This window comes from Streptomyces sp. NPDC008139 (genome assembly GCF_042957025.1).
GTDB lineage: Bacteria > Actinomycetota > Actinomycetes > Streptomycetales > Streptomycetaceae > Actinacidiphila.
Genome location: NZ_JBIBHM010000021.1, coordinates 18,994 through 34,016, shown reverse-complemented (window position 1 = coordinate 34,016; position 15,023 = coordinate 18,994). Strand labels below are relative to the sequence as shown.

The following is a 15,023-nucleotide window of genomic DNA, read 5'->3' as shown; positions in this document are numbered from 1 at the left end:
TCACAGACATAGTCGTCAAGAGTGGCGCGTATACGGCACGGGCAACCGGGTCAGCCGACCCGTCCGGGCGTCACGCTGTCCGGTACTCGGCGTGGACCAGTTCCAGCAGTTCGCCGACGGAGGTCTCCTTCGACAGACGGTCGAAAGTGATCTCCCCGTGCTGGAGCAGGTTCACCCGGTCGCAGATGTCGACGACCTGAGCATAGTTGTGCGCGATGAGGATGATCGCTATGTCGCCGCGTTCCTTGAGCCGGCTCAGCAGCCGTAGAATCTGACCCCCCTCTTTGGCTCCCATGGCGGCCAGTGGCTCATCGAGCAGCAGGAGCTTCGTCGTGTCCGAGTACACCGACCGGGCCACGGCGATGGCCTGACGCTGACCGCCGGAGAGCTGGCCGACCTCGGTGTCGACCGAGGGGATGCGGATACCGATGGAGTCCAGAGCCTCGCGGGCCCGGCGGCGCATCTCCGAGCGCTTGAGGAAGGGCAGCGGACGATGCGTCAGTTCGCGGTTGAGGAAGAGATTGAGGTAGACGGGCAGGTCGTTGATCATCGCGAGGTCCTGGAAGACGGTCTCGACGCCCAGCGACCTGGCGTGGATGACCGATCGCAGTACGGTATCCTGCCCCTCGAAGAACAAGACGCCCTCGTCGGGCCGGTGGAACCCGGTCAGCGTCTTGATGAGGGTCGACTTACCCGCTCCATTGTCGCCGATGAGCCCCAGGATCTCGCCGCGACGGACGTGCAGGTTGATGTCCCTGAGCGCGGTGACCGCCCCGAATTTCTTGCTGATGTGTTCGACCCGGATCACATCGGGCGCGCTGCCGGAGGACACAGTTTCGGGGGCGGCCCCAGGAGCCGGGATCGGGATGGCGCCCTCTTCGTGGGTGGTCATCGGCCGACCCTTCTGCGCAGCGTGCCGAGATAGACGTTCAACAGCATGGCGGCGATGATCGCGATGCCCAACACCACGTCGAAGGCATTGGCGTTGACACCGGTGAGGTTGAAGCCGTCGTAGACAATGCCGAGCAGCAGGGCGCCCAGCAGGGCTCCGATGATGGTGCCGGAGCCGCCGAGGAGGGCGGTTCCGCCGATCACCGCCGAGGCGACGGCGAGGAACATCGTCTCGTTGCCGCCGTTGGTCGGGTCGAAGGAGCCGACCCGTATGCCGTCCAGAATGCCGCCGAAGCCGGCCAGGCCGCTGCACAGCGCGAAGTTTACGATCTTGATCCGGTTGATCCGGATGCCCGATTCGGCCGCGCCGGTCGGATTGCTGCCGACGGCTTGGGTGTTGACCCCGAATTTGGTCGTGGTCAGCAGTGCTTGCATCACCGCGACGATCAGCAGCGCCCAGATCAGCTCGGACCAGCGTGCGAGTCCGAACCAGTGCGGCACCCAGCCGCTGGCGGGCGCGGCCTCCGGCTGTGCGTCGGAGGCGATCAGCGACATGCCCTCCAGGAAGAAGGCCATGCCGAGGGTGACGATGAAAGAGGCCAGGTTGAACACGGTGTGGATCAGCCCGTTCACGACCCCGACGAGCGAACTGACCAGCACCGCGCAGATGATGGCGAGCAGCAGCGGCATCCCGTCGTCGGTGAACGAGGTCAGGATGAACGGTGTCAGGGTGAACACGAAGCCCGCCGACAGGTCGATCTGACCGCAGATCAGCAGCATCACCTCGCCGACGCCGATGATGATCCACGGCGCCACGTACTGAGCGATGGTGTGGAAGTTGTCGGTGCTGGTGAAGCCCGATCCGGTGACCGCGAAATAGATGCCGGCCGCGATACACACCACGAGGATGCTCAGTTCGCGGCGGAGTATCAGCCCGCGGCCGACGGCGGCCGCGAGTTCCTTTCCTGGCATGTCCGTCCTCACAGGGTGACGGCCGTGGCCGGCGGCAGCGCGATGGCGGGGGGCATGGTGATCAGGCTCTTGCTCTTTCCGCCCTCGAAGCGGCTGTTGGCGGACACGTAGAGTCCAGCGTTCGCCTTGGTGACGAAGGTGAGTCCGGTGTCGGTACTCGGCGGCACCACAAGCGTGCCCGACAGCCGGTACAGGTAGAGGTAGAGCACGGGAAGGAAGCCCTGGAGGTAGGCGGACTGGTCGATGGTGAAGTCCAGGGCCCCCGATTTCACCCCGTTGACGGTGTCGGTGAGGGTGTCGTAACCGCCTGCGTGGATCTTCCCCTTCAATCCACGACGGGTGATCAACTGGGCGATCGACGCCGTGCTGCCCGCGTCCACCGCGTACAGGCCCTTGGCGTCCGTGTGGCCGGTGTACGCGGCGGTCATCGCGTTCAGCTCACCGGCCTGCGCCGCACCGGTGTTGACCGACGTCACCTTCACCGAGGGTGCCGACTCCTTGAGCGCGGCCTTGAGGCCGTCCAGGCGGGGCTGCACATTGTTGCCACCCGGCTGGGAGATGCCGACGAGGATCTCGCCCGACGTCACGTCCTGCGCGATGCGCTTCCCCATCTGGAAGCCGGACTGGTAGAGGTCCTGTCCGACGTACGTGAGCGGGTAGTTGCCCGGGGCGGTCGCGTTGTACGCGATGACCGGGATGCCCTTCGCCAGCGCCCTCTTCGTCGGTGCGACGAACGCGTTGTTGTCGGTCAGCGCGATGGCGATGCCGTCGGCGCCGCTGTTGATGGCGGTGTCCATGGCGCTGACCATTTGTGACACACCGCCGGTCTCCGAGCCCGTCCACTGCGGCGTGGGCAACCCCAGGGTGGCCGCGGCGTCGGCCAGGCCGTAGCGGGTCGGGGTGAAGAACGAATTGGTGGTGACGTGGTTGACGAAGACGAACTTCCACTTCGGGGTCGAGGGGAAGTTCCCGACCCCGCCGCTGCCCGATTTGCTGCCGGAGTCACTGCTGCTCGTGCAGGCGGTCAGCAGTGAGCCGGCCGCGAGCAGCCCGCCTCCCGTACCCACCCAGCTCAGTGCCCGGCGCCTGGACACTCCACCGTCCGGTGCTGTCGGCTCACCGGCCGGGCCTGCCGCGGTGCCGTCATGGAGAGCGCTCATGGTGTGGCTCCGTATCTCTCGCTACGTGACTGCCAAGTGGTGATCTACGCGCCGTGCACTGGTATGAGCGCTAACATCCGACCCCCCGCGCAAGACGGACCGTCAGGGGCCGTCGCCGATGCGCCGATCGGGTCTGCCCGTGGATGCCCAGACTTTCTGTTAGCGTTAACTTCCTGGTGGAAAGCAATGCGTGTGCCGACCGCCGAGGTATTGCCAGATCCTCCCCGCGCCGCCGGGGCCACGTCAAGGGATCTGTCCGAGACAGCAGGGACTGGCCCGCGCTCCCACTTTCCCTGGGGGCAGAGTTGCCACCTGGCGGCGATAGCGCTCACAGAGCGCACGACGAACGCTTTCGCGGCCCGCCGTCAGGCTTCACCGCGCGTTCCCCCAGGCGGGTCTCCCGCGCTGACATCGCGCTTTGAGAGTCCCGCTGAGCGTTAACGCTCACTTGGGCCGTCCCGGGCACCACCATGACGAGGACATCAAGCGGTGCGTCGACCGTTCGGTTCCGTCGGGTGTCACTTCGTGGGAGGTAGCGGGTCTCCAACCCCCGGCGCGGTAAGCGCACTTCTGCGACTGGAAGGCTCTGACCGAACAGGCGGAACTTCCCATGACGGCCGGCTCCCTCACGCCACCAGACACGGCCGGGACGCGATGCGCGTTCGCCACCGCGCACCGGGTCGCCGAGCACCCGCTCCCGCCACTTCCTTCGTGAACGCTGTGTGTCCAGTGCCTGGAACCCTTGGAGGTGGACTCGTTGACCGCTTAACGTATCCACAACGCGGATCGGGTAGACGTTCTAACTTCATCCGTGTCCACTCGGGACTTCACGCGAAGGGAGAGCCATGGCCACCGCGATGCCGACCGAACCGCTGCTCGACATCGTCGGGCTCTCGGTTCGGTTCCCGCTGGCAGACAGGCACGACGAAGGGCACATCGAGGCGCTCAGGGGCATCGCGCTGACGGTCAGCGCCGGGGAGACGGTCGCGGTTGTGGGCGAGTCGGGCTCCGGCAAGTCGACACTGACCAGAGCGATCCTGGGCATTCTGCCGGACGGCGCCGAGGTCGAGGCCGATCGGCTGCGCTACGACGGGCGGGACCTGCTCGGCATGCCCGAGCACGAGGCGGCCCGACTGCGCGGCTCGCGGATGGGCCTGGTGCCGCAGGACCCGCTGGCCGGCCTCGACCCGCTGATCCGGGTGGGCCACCAGGTCACCGAGGCGCCGCTTTACCACGGCCTGATCCGGCGCGGGCAGCGCCGGGCAACCGCGGTCGACGCACTGCGGAAGGCGGGCCTGCCGCGGCCGGCGGAAAGCGCCCGCCGGTATCCGGTCGAACTGTCCGGCGGCATGCGCCAGCGCGTGCAGATCGCCGCGGCGATGGCCACCGGGCCGCGCTTGCTCATCGCCGACGAGCCGACGTCGGCCCTGGACGTGACCGTGCAACGCCGGGTCCTCGACCTCCTCCAGTCGCTGGTGGACGAGGACGGTGTGGCGCTGCTGTTCGTCACCCATGACCTGGCTCTGGCGGCCGAGCGAGCCCACCGCGTCCTGGTCCTGTACCGCGGCCTGTTGGTGGAGGAGGGCACCTCCCGGCAGGTGCTGGGCGACCCGCGGCACGAGTACACCCGCCGCCTGGTGGCCGCGGCCGCCCGCACCGGAACGCGGCGCCCGAGCGGGTCGGGCGAGCCGAGCGAGCCCGGCAGTCCGAGCCGGCCCGGCGGTCCGAGCGAGTCGGCGGAGCCCGGCGGTCCGAGCGGTTCGCCTGAGCCCGGCTCCCCCGCGCAGATCGAGCTGCGTGACGTCAGCAAGGCGTACCGCGGCCGGGACGAGGGCGGCCGCCGGGTGAGCCGCAAGGCCGTCGACGCGCTGTCGGTGTCCGTCGCGCGCGGCGAGACGCTCGGCGTCGTCGGGGAGTCCGGCAGCGGAAAGACCACCCTGGCACGTACATTGCTGCGGCTGGCCCGCCCGGATTCCGGCACGATCCACTACGCGGGACGTGACGTCAGCCGTATCCGCGGCGCCGAACTGCGCCGCTACCGCCGCCTGATCCAGCCGGTGTTCCAGGACCCCTCGGCATCGCTCAACCCGCGGTTCTCCGTGTTCGACGCGATCGCCGAGCCGCTGGTCATCCACCGCATCGGCGACGAGGGCGGGCGCCGCGACCGGGTCGCCGCGCTGCTGGAGCAGGTCGGCCTGCCCGCCGGGAGCATCGACCGCCCCTCCGGCGAGATGTCCGGCGGCCAGAAGCAGCGCGTGGCCATCGCCCGGGCGCTCGCCGCCGGGCCGGAGACGCTGGTGCTCGACGAGGTGGTCTCCGCCCTCGACGTGCTGGTCCAGGCGCAGATCCTCGACCTGCTCGTGGATCTCCAGCGGGAGCTGGCACTGACGTACGTGTTCATCTCCCACGACCTGTCGGTGATCCGGCAGATCGCGAACCATCTGCTGGTCATGCGGGACGGCTGTGCCGTCGAGTACGGGCCAACCGACGCGACGTTCGCCGCACCCCAACACCCGTACACCCGACAGCTCCTGTCCGCCGTCCCGGTCGCCGATTTCGCGCCGGACCCCAGCCGGACATGAACCCGCTCGCCCCCGGCCCGACACCCGTACCCGAACCAGTGCCCGAGCCGGCACCCGGCCCGCCCAGCCCTCATCCGGGCTCCGGGCCCCCATCCGACCCCAAGCCCGCACCGAACGAACCGAACGAGACGAGAAGGACCATGGACACCACGCTACGGACCAGAGCGACCACAGGACTCGTCATGGCGACGGCCCTGGTGTGCCTGGCCGCGTGCACCGCCAACCGCACCAACTCCCCCTCGGACGGCGGCAGTTCCGCGGCGACCGGCTCCGTGTTCACCATGCCGTTGGGCAACTCGGTGTCCGCGGACCCGGTGCAGAGCACCAGCATCGGCAATCTCAAGGTCATCCGGGCCGCGTACGAGGGCCTCGTCAACGAGCGGGCGGGCGGCTACGACGTGCAGCCGGGTCTGGCCACGAAATGGACCACGACCGACCAGAAGACGTGGACCTTCACCCTGCGCCAGGGCGTGCGCTTCTCCGACGGCACCGCCTTCACCGCCGATGCCGTGATCGCCAACTTCGCCCGGTACAAGAAGCTCGGCGGCCAGGTCGGCAGTCTGCTCGACGGCATCTCCTCGGTCACCGCGCCGAATGCGGGCACCGTGACGATCACGCTGTCCGCCCCGAACAGGGGCTTCATCGACTACCTGCCGATGGCGGTGATCGTCTCGCCCAAGGCGCTGACCACACACGCGTCCGACGACGCGAAGTCGTGGCTCTCGGCGAACACCGACGGCACCGGCCCGTACCAGACCGCCGCACCACTGACCGGCTCCACCCGCACGCTGGTGCGCAACCCCCACTATTGGGGCGGCTGGCAGGGCAGCCACATATCGAAGATCGTCTTCACCGCGCCGGCCGACAACGCCACCGCACTCCAGGAGTTGCGGCGCGGCGACATCGACCGGGTGGAGAACATCCCGCTCGCCCCGTACCTCAAGCAGTTGCAGGACAACAAGAACATCTCGGTGTATCAGGCCGCAGGCACCCAGATCGACGAGATCCAGATGAACACCCAGCACGGCCCGCTGGCGAACAAGCTGCTGCGCCAGGCCGTCACCTACGCGTACGACTACCAGGCGGCGATCAAGGCGGCCTACGACGGCGCGGCCACCGTACCGGCCGGCGGTCTCCCGGTCGGCTTCTCCGGCTTCGACTCCTCGCTGACGCCCTACAAGCAGGACCTGGCGAAGGCCAGGCAACTGCTGGCGCAGTCCGGTCTGAAGGACGTCACGCTGACGGTGTGGTGGGACGAGGCGGACAACGTCGCCTTCGAGAAGGCCGAGGCCCTCGTGCTGAAGTCGTCCCTGGCCGCCATCGGCATCAAGGTGAACATCGTCGGCACGACCTTCCAGGCGATGTCGAAGGCCGCGGCCTCGCCGGCCGGCTCCCCCGACTTCAACTTCCTGTGGCACGGGGCGATCACCGCCGACCCGGTGGAGTACCTCGGCGGCTACTTCCAATCGAAGTACATCGGCGGCTACAACTGGTCGTTCTACAAGAACGCGGCCTTCGACTCGGCGCTGTCCGAGGCGAGCGCGGCCGCCTCGACCGCGGCGCGCGACGCCAAGCTGGCCCAGGCGCAGAAGATCCTCCAGGACGACGCGCCCGCGCTGTTCGTGGCGACGCCGAAGAAGATCGAGGTCGTCAACTCCGGCTTCACCGGCTTCGCGATCCACCCGATCGACTACGGCTACGACATCGACTTCTACGCCCTGCGCGTCAAGTCCTGACCGCCGATGGACTCCGTGCTCCTGATCGTCAGACGCGTGGCCGGGCTCGTGTCCGTGATGCTGGGCATCGCCGTGGTCACGTTCGTGGTGACCCGCATGGTGCCGTCCGACCCGGCCGCCCAGATAGCCGGCCTCGGCGCGTCCCCGCGGGCGATCCAGCAGGTACGGGTCCACCTCGGCCTGGACCGGCCGGTGTTGTCCCAGTTCTGGTCCTACCTCGACGGCCTGGTCCACCTGGACTTCGGCACGTCGTACGTCACCAACCACTCGGTGCTGTCCGACATCGGCGACCGGCTGCCCGCGACGCTGGAACTGGCCTTCGTCGGGGTGCTGTTCTACGTCGTGATCGCCGTGGCGCTCGGCACGTGGGCGGCCGCAACCCGTTCGCGGTGGCAGCAGGACACCATCCGGATCGCCACCCTGGCGGGTTCCTCGATCCCTCCGTACTGGCTGGCCCTGGTGCTCCAGGTGGTGTTCTACTCCTTCCTCGGCTGGCTGCCGCCCGGCGGCCGGCTGCCGGTCGGGACGCTCCCGGACGCCCGGGTCACCGGCTTCTACCTGATCGACTCCGCGATCGCGCTGGACTCGGCGACGTTCTGGAACGCCGCCCAGTGCCTGGCGCTGCCTGCCGCGAGCCTCGTGCTGATCAACGTCGGCAGCCTGACCCGGCTGGTGCGCGTCCAGGTCCTCCAGGAGCGCGCGGCGGACTACGTGTCGGTGCTGCGGGCACGCGGCATCGGCCGCCGCCGGATCATGGCCCGGCACGTGCTGCCGAACGCGATCAACCCGGCCGTCACCGTGACCGGGATGCAGATCGGCTTCCTGATCGGCGGCACGATCTACATCGAGAAGATCTTCCAGTGGCCCGGCCTCGGGTCGTACGCCTGGGACGCGATCGTGGCGGGCGACTATCCCGCGGTCAGCGCGGTGGCGATCGTGCTCTCGGGCGTCTTCGTCCTGATCACCCTCGTGGTCGACGTCCTCCAGTACCTCCTCGACCCGCGCGCGAGATTGGCCCGCATCTGATGCGTCCCGCACTCCGGCCGCAGCGCCGAATCCCCGACCTCCGGACACGTGAAACCCGCATACGCGAACCCCGGACACCCGGCCGCCCAACACCCGACCGCCGAAGCTCCGGCCGCCGGATCTCGTACCGCCGACTGTTCTTCGGCAACGCGGCGACCGGTGTGGGCACCGTGTGCGGGCTGGTCGTCCTGCTGTTCGTGATCGTCGTCCCGGTCGTGTCACCGTACGACCCGACCCGGCTGGACGCGTCGAACCGGCTTCTCGCACCGTCCTGGTCGCACTGGCTGGGCACCGACGACCTGGGCCGTGACGTCCTGGTCCGGCTCGCCGAGGGCGGACGGCTGTCGCTGGTGTGCGCGATCACCGCGGTGGCCTGCGCGACAGCCCTCGGGGCGGTGCTTGGGGCGCTCTGCGGGTATCTGGGCGGCGTGGTCGACGCCGTGCTGATGCGGGTCGCGGACGCGCTCCAGGGCTTCCCCCAGGTGCTGCTCGCCCTGCTGATCGCCGCGTCGCTGGGCCGCGGCATGACCTCCGCGACGGCGGCGACCGCGGTGGCGTACTGGCCGTACTTCGCCAAGATCACCCGCGGGCTGGTCCGGCAGATGCGCGGCGCGCTGTACGTGCAGGCCGCGGTCGCCCAGGGCGCCGGCGTGCTCTACGTGCTGCGCCGCCACCTGCTGCCGCAGACTGCCGCCGCCCTGTTCACACAGGCGACGATGGCGATCGGCGAGGCGATCATCTTCATCTCCGGCCTCTCACTGCTCGGCCTGGGCGCGCAGGAGCCGACCCCGGAGTGGGGGCTGATCATCGCGCAGAGCGCCGGCTTCGTGCTCCAGGCATGGTGGTACCCCACCTTCGCCGGCCTCGCCCTGTCGCTGGCCGCGCTGTCTTCGAATCTGCTCGGGGACTCGCTGCGCGAGAACCTCGGCCTGGCCCTGCGGTCCGGCTTCCGCCGCGTCCGCGCCCGGCCGCTCGGCAAGACGCCGGACCCGGCGGTCGCGGACGAGACACCGTGAACGCACACGTCGGGGCCGAGGTCGGGGGTGGGGCCGGGGCAGACGCCGATGTCCCCTTCGATGTCGATGTCGATGTCGATGTCGCCTTCGTCGGCGGGGGGCCGCGCGCGGTGTCGGCGCTGGAACGCCTGCTGGCCCTGCACCGCGCCACGGGCCCTTCGCCCGCACTGCGTGTGACGATGATCGACCCGTATCCGGCCGGCCGCGGGCGCACCTGGCGGGCCGACCAGTCCCCGCTGCTGCTGAGCAACACCAGCGTCGCGGCCACCACGATGTACCCGGCCGCCTCGGCAGAGGGGCCCGATTTCCCCACCTGGATCCGTACGGAGGTCGACGGGCGGTTCCCCGCGTGGGTCCGCCGTGACGCCGAGGGCCTGACGCCGTGGGCCCAGCACACCCGGCGGCTACAAGGCGAGTACCAGCGCTGGGTGTTCCGCCGGCTGGCGGCCGCCGCGCCGCCGCACGCGGTGGTCACCGAGATCAGGGACAGCGCCGTGGACCTGGTGACCGGCGGGCACGGCCGCAGCGAGCTGGTCCTGCGCGGCGGCCGACGGGTGCGGGCGGACGTGGTCGTGCTCGCGCAGGGCTTCCTTCCGCACCGCCCCTCCGGTGAGATACGGGAGCTGGGCGAGGCCGCAGCCGCGGCCGGGCTGCGGCATCTGCCGCCGGGCGCCGCCGCCGAGACCGACTGGGACCTCGTCCCGCCCGGCGCCGACGTACTGGTCCGCGGCCTCGGACCCACCTTCTTCGACATCCTGGGCCTGCTGTTCGAGGGCCGGGGCGGGCGGTACACGGGCAGCGGGCGCCGGATGCGGTACGTGCCAACCGGCCGTGAACCGCGGCTGCTCGTCGGCTCGCGGGCCGGTCTGCCCAAGCCCGCCCAGCACCCGGCGCAGGTGCCGGAGCCACCGCTGACCCACCTGGACGCGAGCCGCACGGCCGAACTACTCGCCGCCCACCGGGGTCGCCGTACCCTGCCCTTCGCCGCGCTCCGGCCGAGCGTCCTGCGGGACATCGGTGCCGCCTTCGGCGCGGCGCCCTGGACCTGGACGGATCTGCACGCGCCCACCGCGGGGCGGCAGTTCGCCTCGGCCGCCCACTGGCAGGCGTTCGTCGACCGCTGGGCGGAGCGCGAGTCGCCGGGCGCGCTCGACGGACGCCCCAGCCCATGGCTGGACGCGCGGGCGGCGGTCCTCGGCGTCCGCACGGTGCTCGACGAGTTGGACGCCGCCGGCTGCTTCGCCGATCCGGCCTCCGGCCCCGGGCCGCTGGCCGCCTTCCACCGGGAAGCCGGCCGGGTGACCAGCGGACCGCCCGCCGTCCGCTTCGCCCAACTGCTGGCGCTGCGCCGCCAGGGACTGGTCGTGCTCACCGGGCCCGGCCAGCGCCTGGATGTCGTCGACGGGCGGTTCCGCGGCCGATCGGACGCCGTCCCTGGCGCCGTGTGGCACGCCGATGTCGCGGTCGAGGCGTATCTCGCCTTCGGCGCGCTGGAGACGGCCGACGACCCGCTCATGGCCGCGCTGCTGCGGGACGGCCGGGTCCGGCCGCACCGTGATGCGCCGTCAGCCGACACCGCGTCCGTCGGCACGGCGCCCGATGGCATGCCGTCGTCCGCCGACGCGGCCACGGCCCGGCCCGCCACCAGCCTGGACATCGACCCGCACGGCTGGACGGCGGTCCGCAGGGACGGGACGGCCGACCCACGGCTGATCGTGCTCGGCATGCCGGGCTCCGCACACCAGCGGTCGGTGGGTCGGGCCGGGCTGCCGCAGGCCGGTGACCGCTTCTTCGCCGAGACCGAGCAGGCCGCGCGGTCCGTACTCCGTGCCCTGCCCGCGGCGGCCGGAAAGGCGAGGGCGTCCTGACCGAGACCCAGCCACCTGACCGGCCGTCACCCGGCCGAAGCGCCTCTCGCGTGCCTGACAAGACCAGCCGCCCCGCCGGGGCCCGGCCGGAATCCCTACCCACGGATTAGGAACCATGTCTGCCCCGCCGCCCGTCCCACTGCCGGCCACACCGCCGGTCCCGCCCCCTGTCGCGTCGGCGTCCCCGCCGTCAACCACACCGCCGGTCGCACCGCCCGTCGCGTCGGCGGCCCCGTCGCCCGTCCCACCGTCAGCCCCGCCGCCTGTTCCGCCACTCGTCCCGCCGCCGTCACGCCTCACCGCGCGGCTTCAGGCGCTTCAGTCGGCCCTGCGCCGCGCCGTGGTCGACGCCGCGTTCATCGGCGCAGGCGCCGATCTCCTCTACTTCACCGGGCTCGACCTGCCGCTGACCAGGCGCCTGGTGCTCCTCACGGTCCCCGCGCACGGGGTGCCCACGCTCGTCCTTCCGCACTTCGAGGCGGTGGGCGCCGATGTCGCGGGCGTACGGGTGCGCCGGGTCGCGGACGGCGAGGACGCGATGGCGGCAGCGCTTGACGCCCTGCCGGACGGGCCGGACCTGGTGGTGGCCGCCGCGGGCGACCTGCCGGTCCGGGTGCTGCTGGAAGCGGACCGCCGTGCGCAGGTCGGACGGTGGCGGGACGCCGGCGAATTCACGGGGCCGTTGCGGCTGGTCAAGGACGCCGCGGAGTTGGCGGCGCTCGCCGAGGCGGCCGAGCGGGCGGACGCGGCGATCTCCGAGGCATTGGCCCCGGGCATCGCCGGGCGCAGCGAGCGCGACATCGCCCGGCTCGTCGAGGAGCGGTTGCGGGCGGGCGGCTTCGACCCGGCCTCGGTGACGACACTGGTCGCCGCCGGGGCGCACGCCGCCGACCTGCGGCACCGGATGGGCGCGGAGCCCATCGCGGTCGGCGTGCCCGTACTGGTGGATGTGACCGCCCGGTGGCAGGGCTACTACGCCGACGTCAGCCGCACCGCGCACACCGGTGCGCCGTCCGGGGAGGTCGCCGCGGCCTTCCAGTGCGTACGGCGGGTCCTCGACGAATCCCTGGCACTGATCAGGCCGGGGACCGCAGCAGCCGAGGTCGAGCGACGGGCCAGGGCGGCGTTCGCCGCCGCGGGGTTCGGCGGGCACGTCAAGCACCGCATCGGACACGGCGTCGGCCTCGAATTGCACGAGGGCCCGCAGCTGGACGCCGACAGCGACACGCTGCTCGCCGAGGGCATGGTCTTCAGCCTCCAGCCCGGCGTCTACGTCGACGGCGGTTTCGGCGTGCGCACGGAGGCCGTCGCGGTCGTCACCGCTACGGGCTGCCGGCTGCTCAACACGGTGGCCGCACATCCGGGAACCGTGGCATGAGGCGCCCGGCCGCGCGGCGGTGGCACGCGTCAGTCGGGCTGCTTCGCGGCACGCGGCTTCCTTCTGGACCGGGGTGCGGCAGGAGCCTCGTCGCCGCCTTCCTGTTCCTCCATCAGCGACAGGATGCGCAGGTCGCGCACGCGGTTGAGGTGCGCCCGCATGCGCTCCCCCGCGGCGGTGGCGTCGCAGGCGGCGATCGCCTCGACGATCCGCTCGTGCTCGGACTGCGTGATCGCGGCGCCCTCCGCGCGGCGGCGGGCGTAGGGGCCGTGGACGGTGACCTGGGCGTCCAGCCGTTCCAGCACCTCGGCGATCACGTCATTGTGCGCGGCCGCCTGCAACGTATGGTGAAAATCCGTGTCATTGAGCCACAGCGCCTCGGGATCGTCGGTGGACTGGGCCCGGGCGAGGACGCTGCGCAGCTTGGCGAGGTCGAGCGGGGTGTGCCGCACGGCGGCGGTGGCCGCGGCGTGCGATTCGAGGATGATGCGCGCCTCGTAGATGTCGAGCACCTCGGTCGCGCTGCGATGCCGCACCCGGTAGCCGCGCGGCGCCCGGGCGAGCAGGCCGTCCTGCTCCAGTCGGGCCAGGGCCTCGCGGACGGGGGTGCGGGAGATGCTGGCCTTCGCGCTCAGCGTCGTCTCCTGGAGCAGCGTCCCCGGCGGATAGTTCCCCACCAGCAACTCGTGGCGGATCAGCGTGTATTGCTCGGCGGCGGTGTCGCGCGGAGTGGATTCACGCTCGCTCGCCGGTCCGGTCTGCATGGTGGGCGACCCCCTCGTGGCCATCACTGTCGCACATGCCCCGGTTGCCTAGGAAGCCGGAGGAAACGGATGCGCTTACCTGTCTAGCGGATACGTCTATCACGCAGCGTATCCGTTACTCGGAGGATGACCAAAGCACGGATCGAAAAGGAGTCTCCCTTTGTCTCGTTCACACCACATGCGACTGATGTTGCTGCTGCGACCCGGGGGTTACCACCGGGCGTCCTGGCGGATGCCGGACAGCCCCGCCGAGCGGGCGGCCGACCTGGAGGTCTACGTCGAGATGGCGCGCGCCGCCGAGCGCGCGAAATTCGACGCCGTCTTCATGGCTGACTCGCCCATGCTGCTCAGCGACCCGTGGGACTACCTGGCCCAGCCCTTGGAGCCGCTGACCCTGCTGTCCGCGGTCGCCGCGCTGACCGAGCGGATCGGGCTGCTGGCGACCGTCTCCACCACCTACTACGAACCGCTCAATCTGGCCCGGCTGCTGGCGTCCCTCGACCGGATCAGCAAGGGCAGGGCCGGCTGGAATGTGGTGACCACCGCGGACCCGCGCGCCCCGCGGCTGTTCGGCGGCACCACCCAGGTCGACCACGCGCTGCGCTACCGGCGGGCGGCCGAATTCGTCGAGACCGTCTGCGAATTGTGGGACGGCTGGGAGGACGGAGCGGTCGTGGTCGACCGGGCGGCCGGCGTGCTGACCGACCCCGGCAAGATCCACCGGATCGAGCACCACGGGCGGTTCTTCGACGTGTCGGGACCGTTCAACATCCCGCGGTCGGTCCAGGGCAGGCCGGTGCTCGCGCACGCGGGCCAGTCCCCCGACGGGCTCAGTGTCGCCCCGCACTACGCCGAGGTGCTGTTCGGCGTCGCCCACGATCTCGCCGACGCCCAACGCGTCTACGCCGACGTGAAGACACGGGTGCGGTCGGTCGGGCGCGATCCCGACCACCTCAGCGTGCTGCCGGGCCTGCTCCCGGTCATCGGCAGCACCGACGAGGAGGCCAGACGCCTGGACGAGGAGCTTCGGCAGTTGGGCCAGGCGGACACCATCGCCGACGACCTCGCGCACCAACTCGGCCTCGACCCGGCCTCGATCGACCCCGCCGCGCCCATCGACGTCGCGGCGGTCAACCACCCGGACACCCTCAACGGCCCGCAGAGCTGGTACCGCCAGATCTACGCCGACGTGGAACGGGGCGCGAGCTTCGCGGACTTGGTGGCGAAGTACTCCCGGATCGGCCGCTCCGGCCATCTCCAGGTCATCGGCAGCCCGGAGACCGTCGCCGACGTGCTGGAGGAGTGGTTCACCGCGCGCGGCTGCGACGGCTTCGTGGTGCAGGGCACCACCGTGCCCGGCAGCACCGACGCGTTCATGGAGCACGTCGTCCCGCTGCTGCGCCGACGCGGGCTGTTCCGCACCGAGTACGAGGGCAGCACCCTGCGCGACCACCTCGGCCTGCCCCGGCCGGTCAACCGCTTCGCGGACGCGCCCAACCCCGTCACGCACGAGTCCGCCTTCCAGCCCTCCGCGCCGCCGCGGCAGGCCGCCCGATGAGCCCTACGAGCCCTACGAGCCTCACCAGCCCGCCGAACGTCACAAGCGTCACGAGCCTTACGAGGGAGACAC

11 protein-coding genes are annotated in these 15,023 nt (G+C 70.8%); 7 read left to right on the top strand and 4 right to left on the bottom strand.

Going from position 1 to position 15,023, the window contains the following annotated elements:
• Positions 1 to 70: 70 nt before the first annotated feature.
• From ACFZBB_RS32550 to ACFZBB_RS32540, 3 genes are read right to left on the bottom strand one after another with little or no spacing between them, the layout of a single operon-like run.
• Positions 71 to 892 (bottom strand): ATP-binding cassette domain-containing protein, encoded by an 822-nt coding sequence (locus tag ACFZBB_RS32550; protein ID WP_391130137.1) that lies wholly within the window; start codon positions 890 to 892, stop codon positions 71 to 73.
• Positions 889 to 1,863: an ABC transporter permease gene (locus tag ACFZBB_RS32545; RefSeq protein ID WP_391130133.1), complete on the bottom strand. Its 975-nt coding sequence runs from the start codon at positions 1,861 to 1,863 to the stop codon at positions 889 to 891. Before ACFZBB_RS32545 ends, ACFZBB_RS32550 begins: the two co-directional genes overlap by 4 nt.
• Positions 1,864 to 1,871: 8 nt before the next feature.
• Positions 1,872 to 3,023, bottom strand: coding sequence for a substrate-binding domain-containing protein (locus tag ACFZBB_RS32540; protein ID WP_391130130.1), 1,152 nt, complete (start codon positions 3,021 to 3,023; stop codon positions 1,872 to 1,874).
• An 845-nt stretch (positions 3,024 to 3,868) separates the two neighbouring features.
• Between ACFZBB_RS32540 and ACFZBB_RS32535 the strand changes: the two genes are divergently transcribed.
• The 6 genes from ACFZBB_RS32535 to ACFZBB_RS32510 all read left to right on the top strand — a co-directional run bounded on the left by ACFZBB_RS32535 (position 3,869) and on the right by ACFZBB_RS32510 (position 12,629).
• On the top strand, positions 3,869 to 5,605 hold the full coding sequence (locus ACFZBB_RS32535) for a dipeptide ABC transporter ATP-binding protein (RefSeq protein ID WP_391130128.1): 1,737 nt from the start codon (positions 3,869 to 3,871) through the stop codon (positions 5,603 to 5,605).
• A 140-nt stretch (positions 5,606 to 5,745) separates the two neighbouring features.
• Positions 5,746 to 7,341 carry an ABC transporter substrate-binding protein gene (locus tag ACFZBB_RS32530; RefSeq protein WP_391130125.1) on the top strand — a complete coding sequence of 532 codons (1,596 nt, stop codon included), beginning with the start codon at positions 5,746 to 5,748 and terminating at the stop codon, positions 7,339 to 7,341.
• A 6-nt stretch (positions 7,342 to 7,347) separates the two neighbouring features.
• Entirely contained in the window at positions 7,348 to 8,367 is a 1,020-nt protein-coding gene (locus ACFZBB_RS32525; protein ID WP_391130122.1) for an ABC transporter permease subunit, read from the top strand.
• A 161-nt stretch (positions 8,368 to 8,528) separates the two neighbouring features.
• On the top strand, positions 8,529 to 9,383 hold the full coding sequence (locus ACFZBB_RS32520; RefSeq protein ID WP_391130119.1) for an ABC transporter permease subunit: 855 nt from the start codon (positions 8,529 to 8,531) through the stop codon (positions 9,381 to 9,383).
• On the top strand, positions 9,380 to 11,251 hold the full coding sequence (locus tag ACFZBB_RS32515) for an FAD/NAD(P)-binding protein (RefSeq protein WP_391130116.1): 1,872 nt from the start codon (positions 9,380 to 9,382) through the stop codon (positions 11,249 to 11,251). The genes ACFZBB_RS32520 and ACFZBB_RS32515 overlap by 4 nt, the downstream gene beginning before the upstream one ends.
• 115 nt (positions 11,252 to 11,366) lie before the next feature.
• A complete protein-coding gene (locus ACFZBB_RS32510) occupies positions 11,367 to 12,629 on the top strand; it encodes a M24 family metallopeptidase (RefSeq protein WP_391130113.1) in 1,263 nt (420 codons plus the stop codon).
• A 29-nt stretch (positions 12,630 to 12,658) separates the two neighbouring features.
• Here ACFZBB_RS32510 and ACFZBB_RS32505 read toward each other — a convergent pair whose 3' ends face one another.
• The gene (locus tag ACFZBB_RS32505) at positions 12,659 to 13,393 is read right to left on the bottom strand and encodes an FCD domain-containing protein (protein WP_391130110.1); all 735 of its coding nucleotides are present in this window, start codon (positions 13,391 to 13,393) and stop codon (positions 12,659 to 12,661) included.
• Between the two features lie 187 nt (positions 13,394 to 13,580).
• Between ACFZBB_RS32505 and ACFZBB_RS32500 the strand changes: the two genes are divergently transcribed.
• Positions 13,581 to 14,951: an NtaA/DmoA family FMN-dependent monooxygenase gene (locus tag ACFZBB_RS32500; protein WP_391130107.1), complete on the top strand. Its 1,371-nt coding sequence runs from the start codon at positions 13,581 to 13,583 to the stop codon at positions 14,949 to 14,951.
• The last annotated feature ends 72 nt before the right edge of the window (positions 14,952 to 15,023 follow it).

Bases quoted from the DNA above. Each gene is read 5' to 3' on its own strand.
- ACFZBB_RS32535 (WP_391130128.1), top strand. From the start codon at position 3,869: ATGGCCACCGCGATGCCGACCGAACCGCTGCTCGACATCGTCGGGCTC.
- ACFZBB_RS32505 (WP_391130110.1), bottom strand. From the start codon at position 13,393: ATGCAGACCGGACCGGCGAGCGAGCGTGAATCCACTCCGCGCGACACC.
- ACFZBB_RS32525 (WP_391130122.1), top strand. From the start codon at position 7,348: ATGGACTCCGTGCTCCTGATCGTCAGACGCGTGGCCGGGCTCGTGTCC.
- ACFZBB_RS32500 (WP_391130107.1), top strand. From the start codon at position 13,581: ATGTTGCTGCTGCGACCCGGGGGTTACCACCGGGCGTCCTGGCGGATG.
- ACFZBB_RS32530 (WP_391130125.1), top strand. From the start codon at position 5,746: ATGGACACCACGCTACGGACCAGAGCGACCACAGGACTCGTCATGGCG.
- ACFZBB_RS32545 (WP_391130133.1), bottom strand. From the start codon at position 1,863: ATGCCAGGAAAGGAACTCGCGGCCGCCGTCGGCCGCGGGCTGATACTC.
- ACFZBB_RS32550 (WP_391130137.1), bottom strand. From the start codon at position 892: ATGACCACCCACGAAGAGGGCGCCATCCCGATCCCGGCTCCTGGGGCC.
- ACFZBB_RS32510 (WP_391130113.1), top strand. From the start codon at position 11,367: ATGTCTGCCCCGCCGCCCGTCCCACTGCCGGCCACACCGCCGGTCCCG.
- ACFZBB_RS32540 (WP_391130130.1), bottom strand. From the start codon at position 3,023: ATGAGCGCTCTCCATGACGGCACCGCGGCAGGCCCGGCCGGTGAGCCG.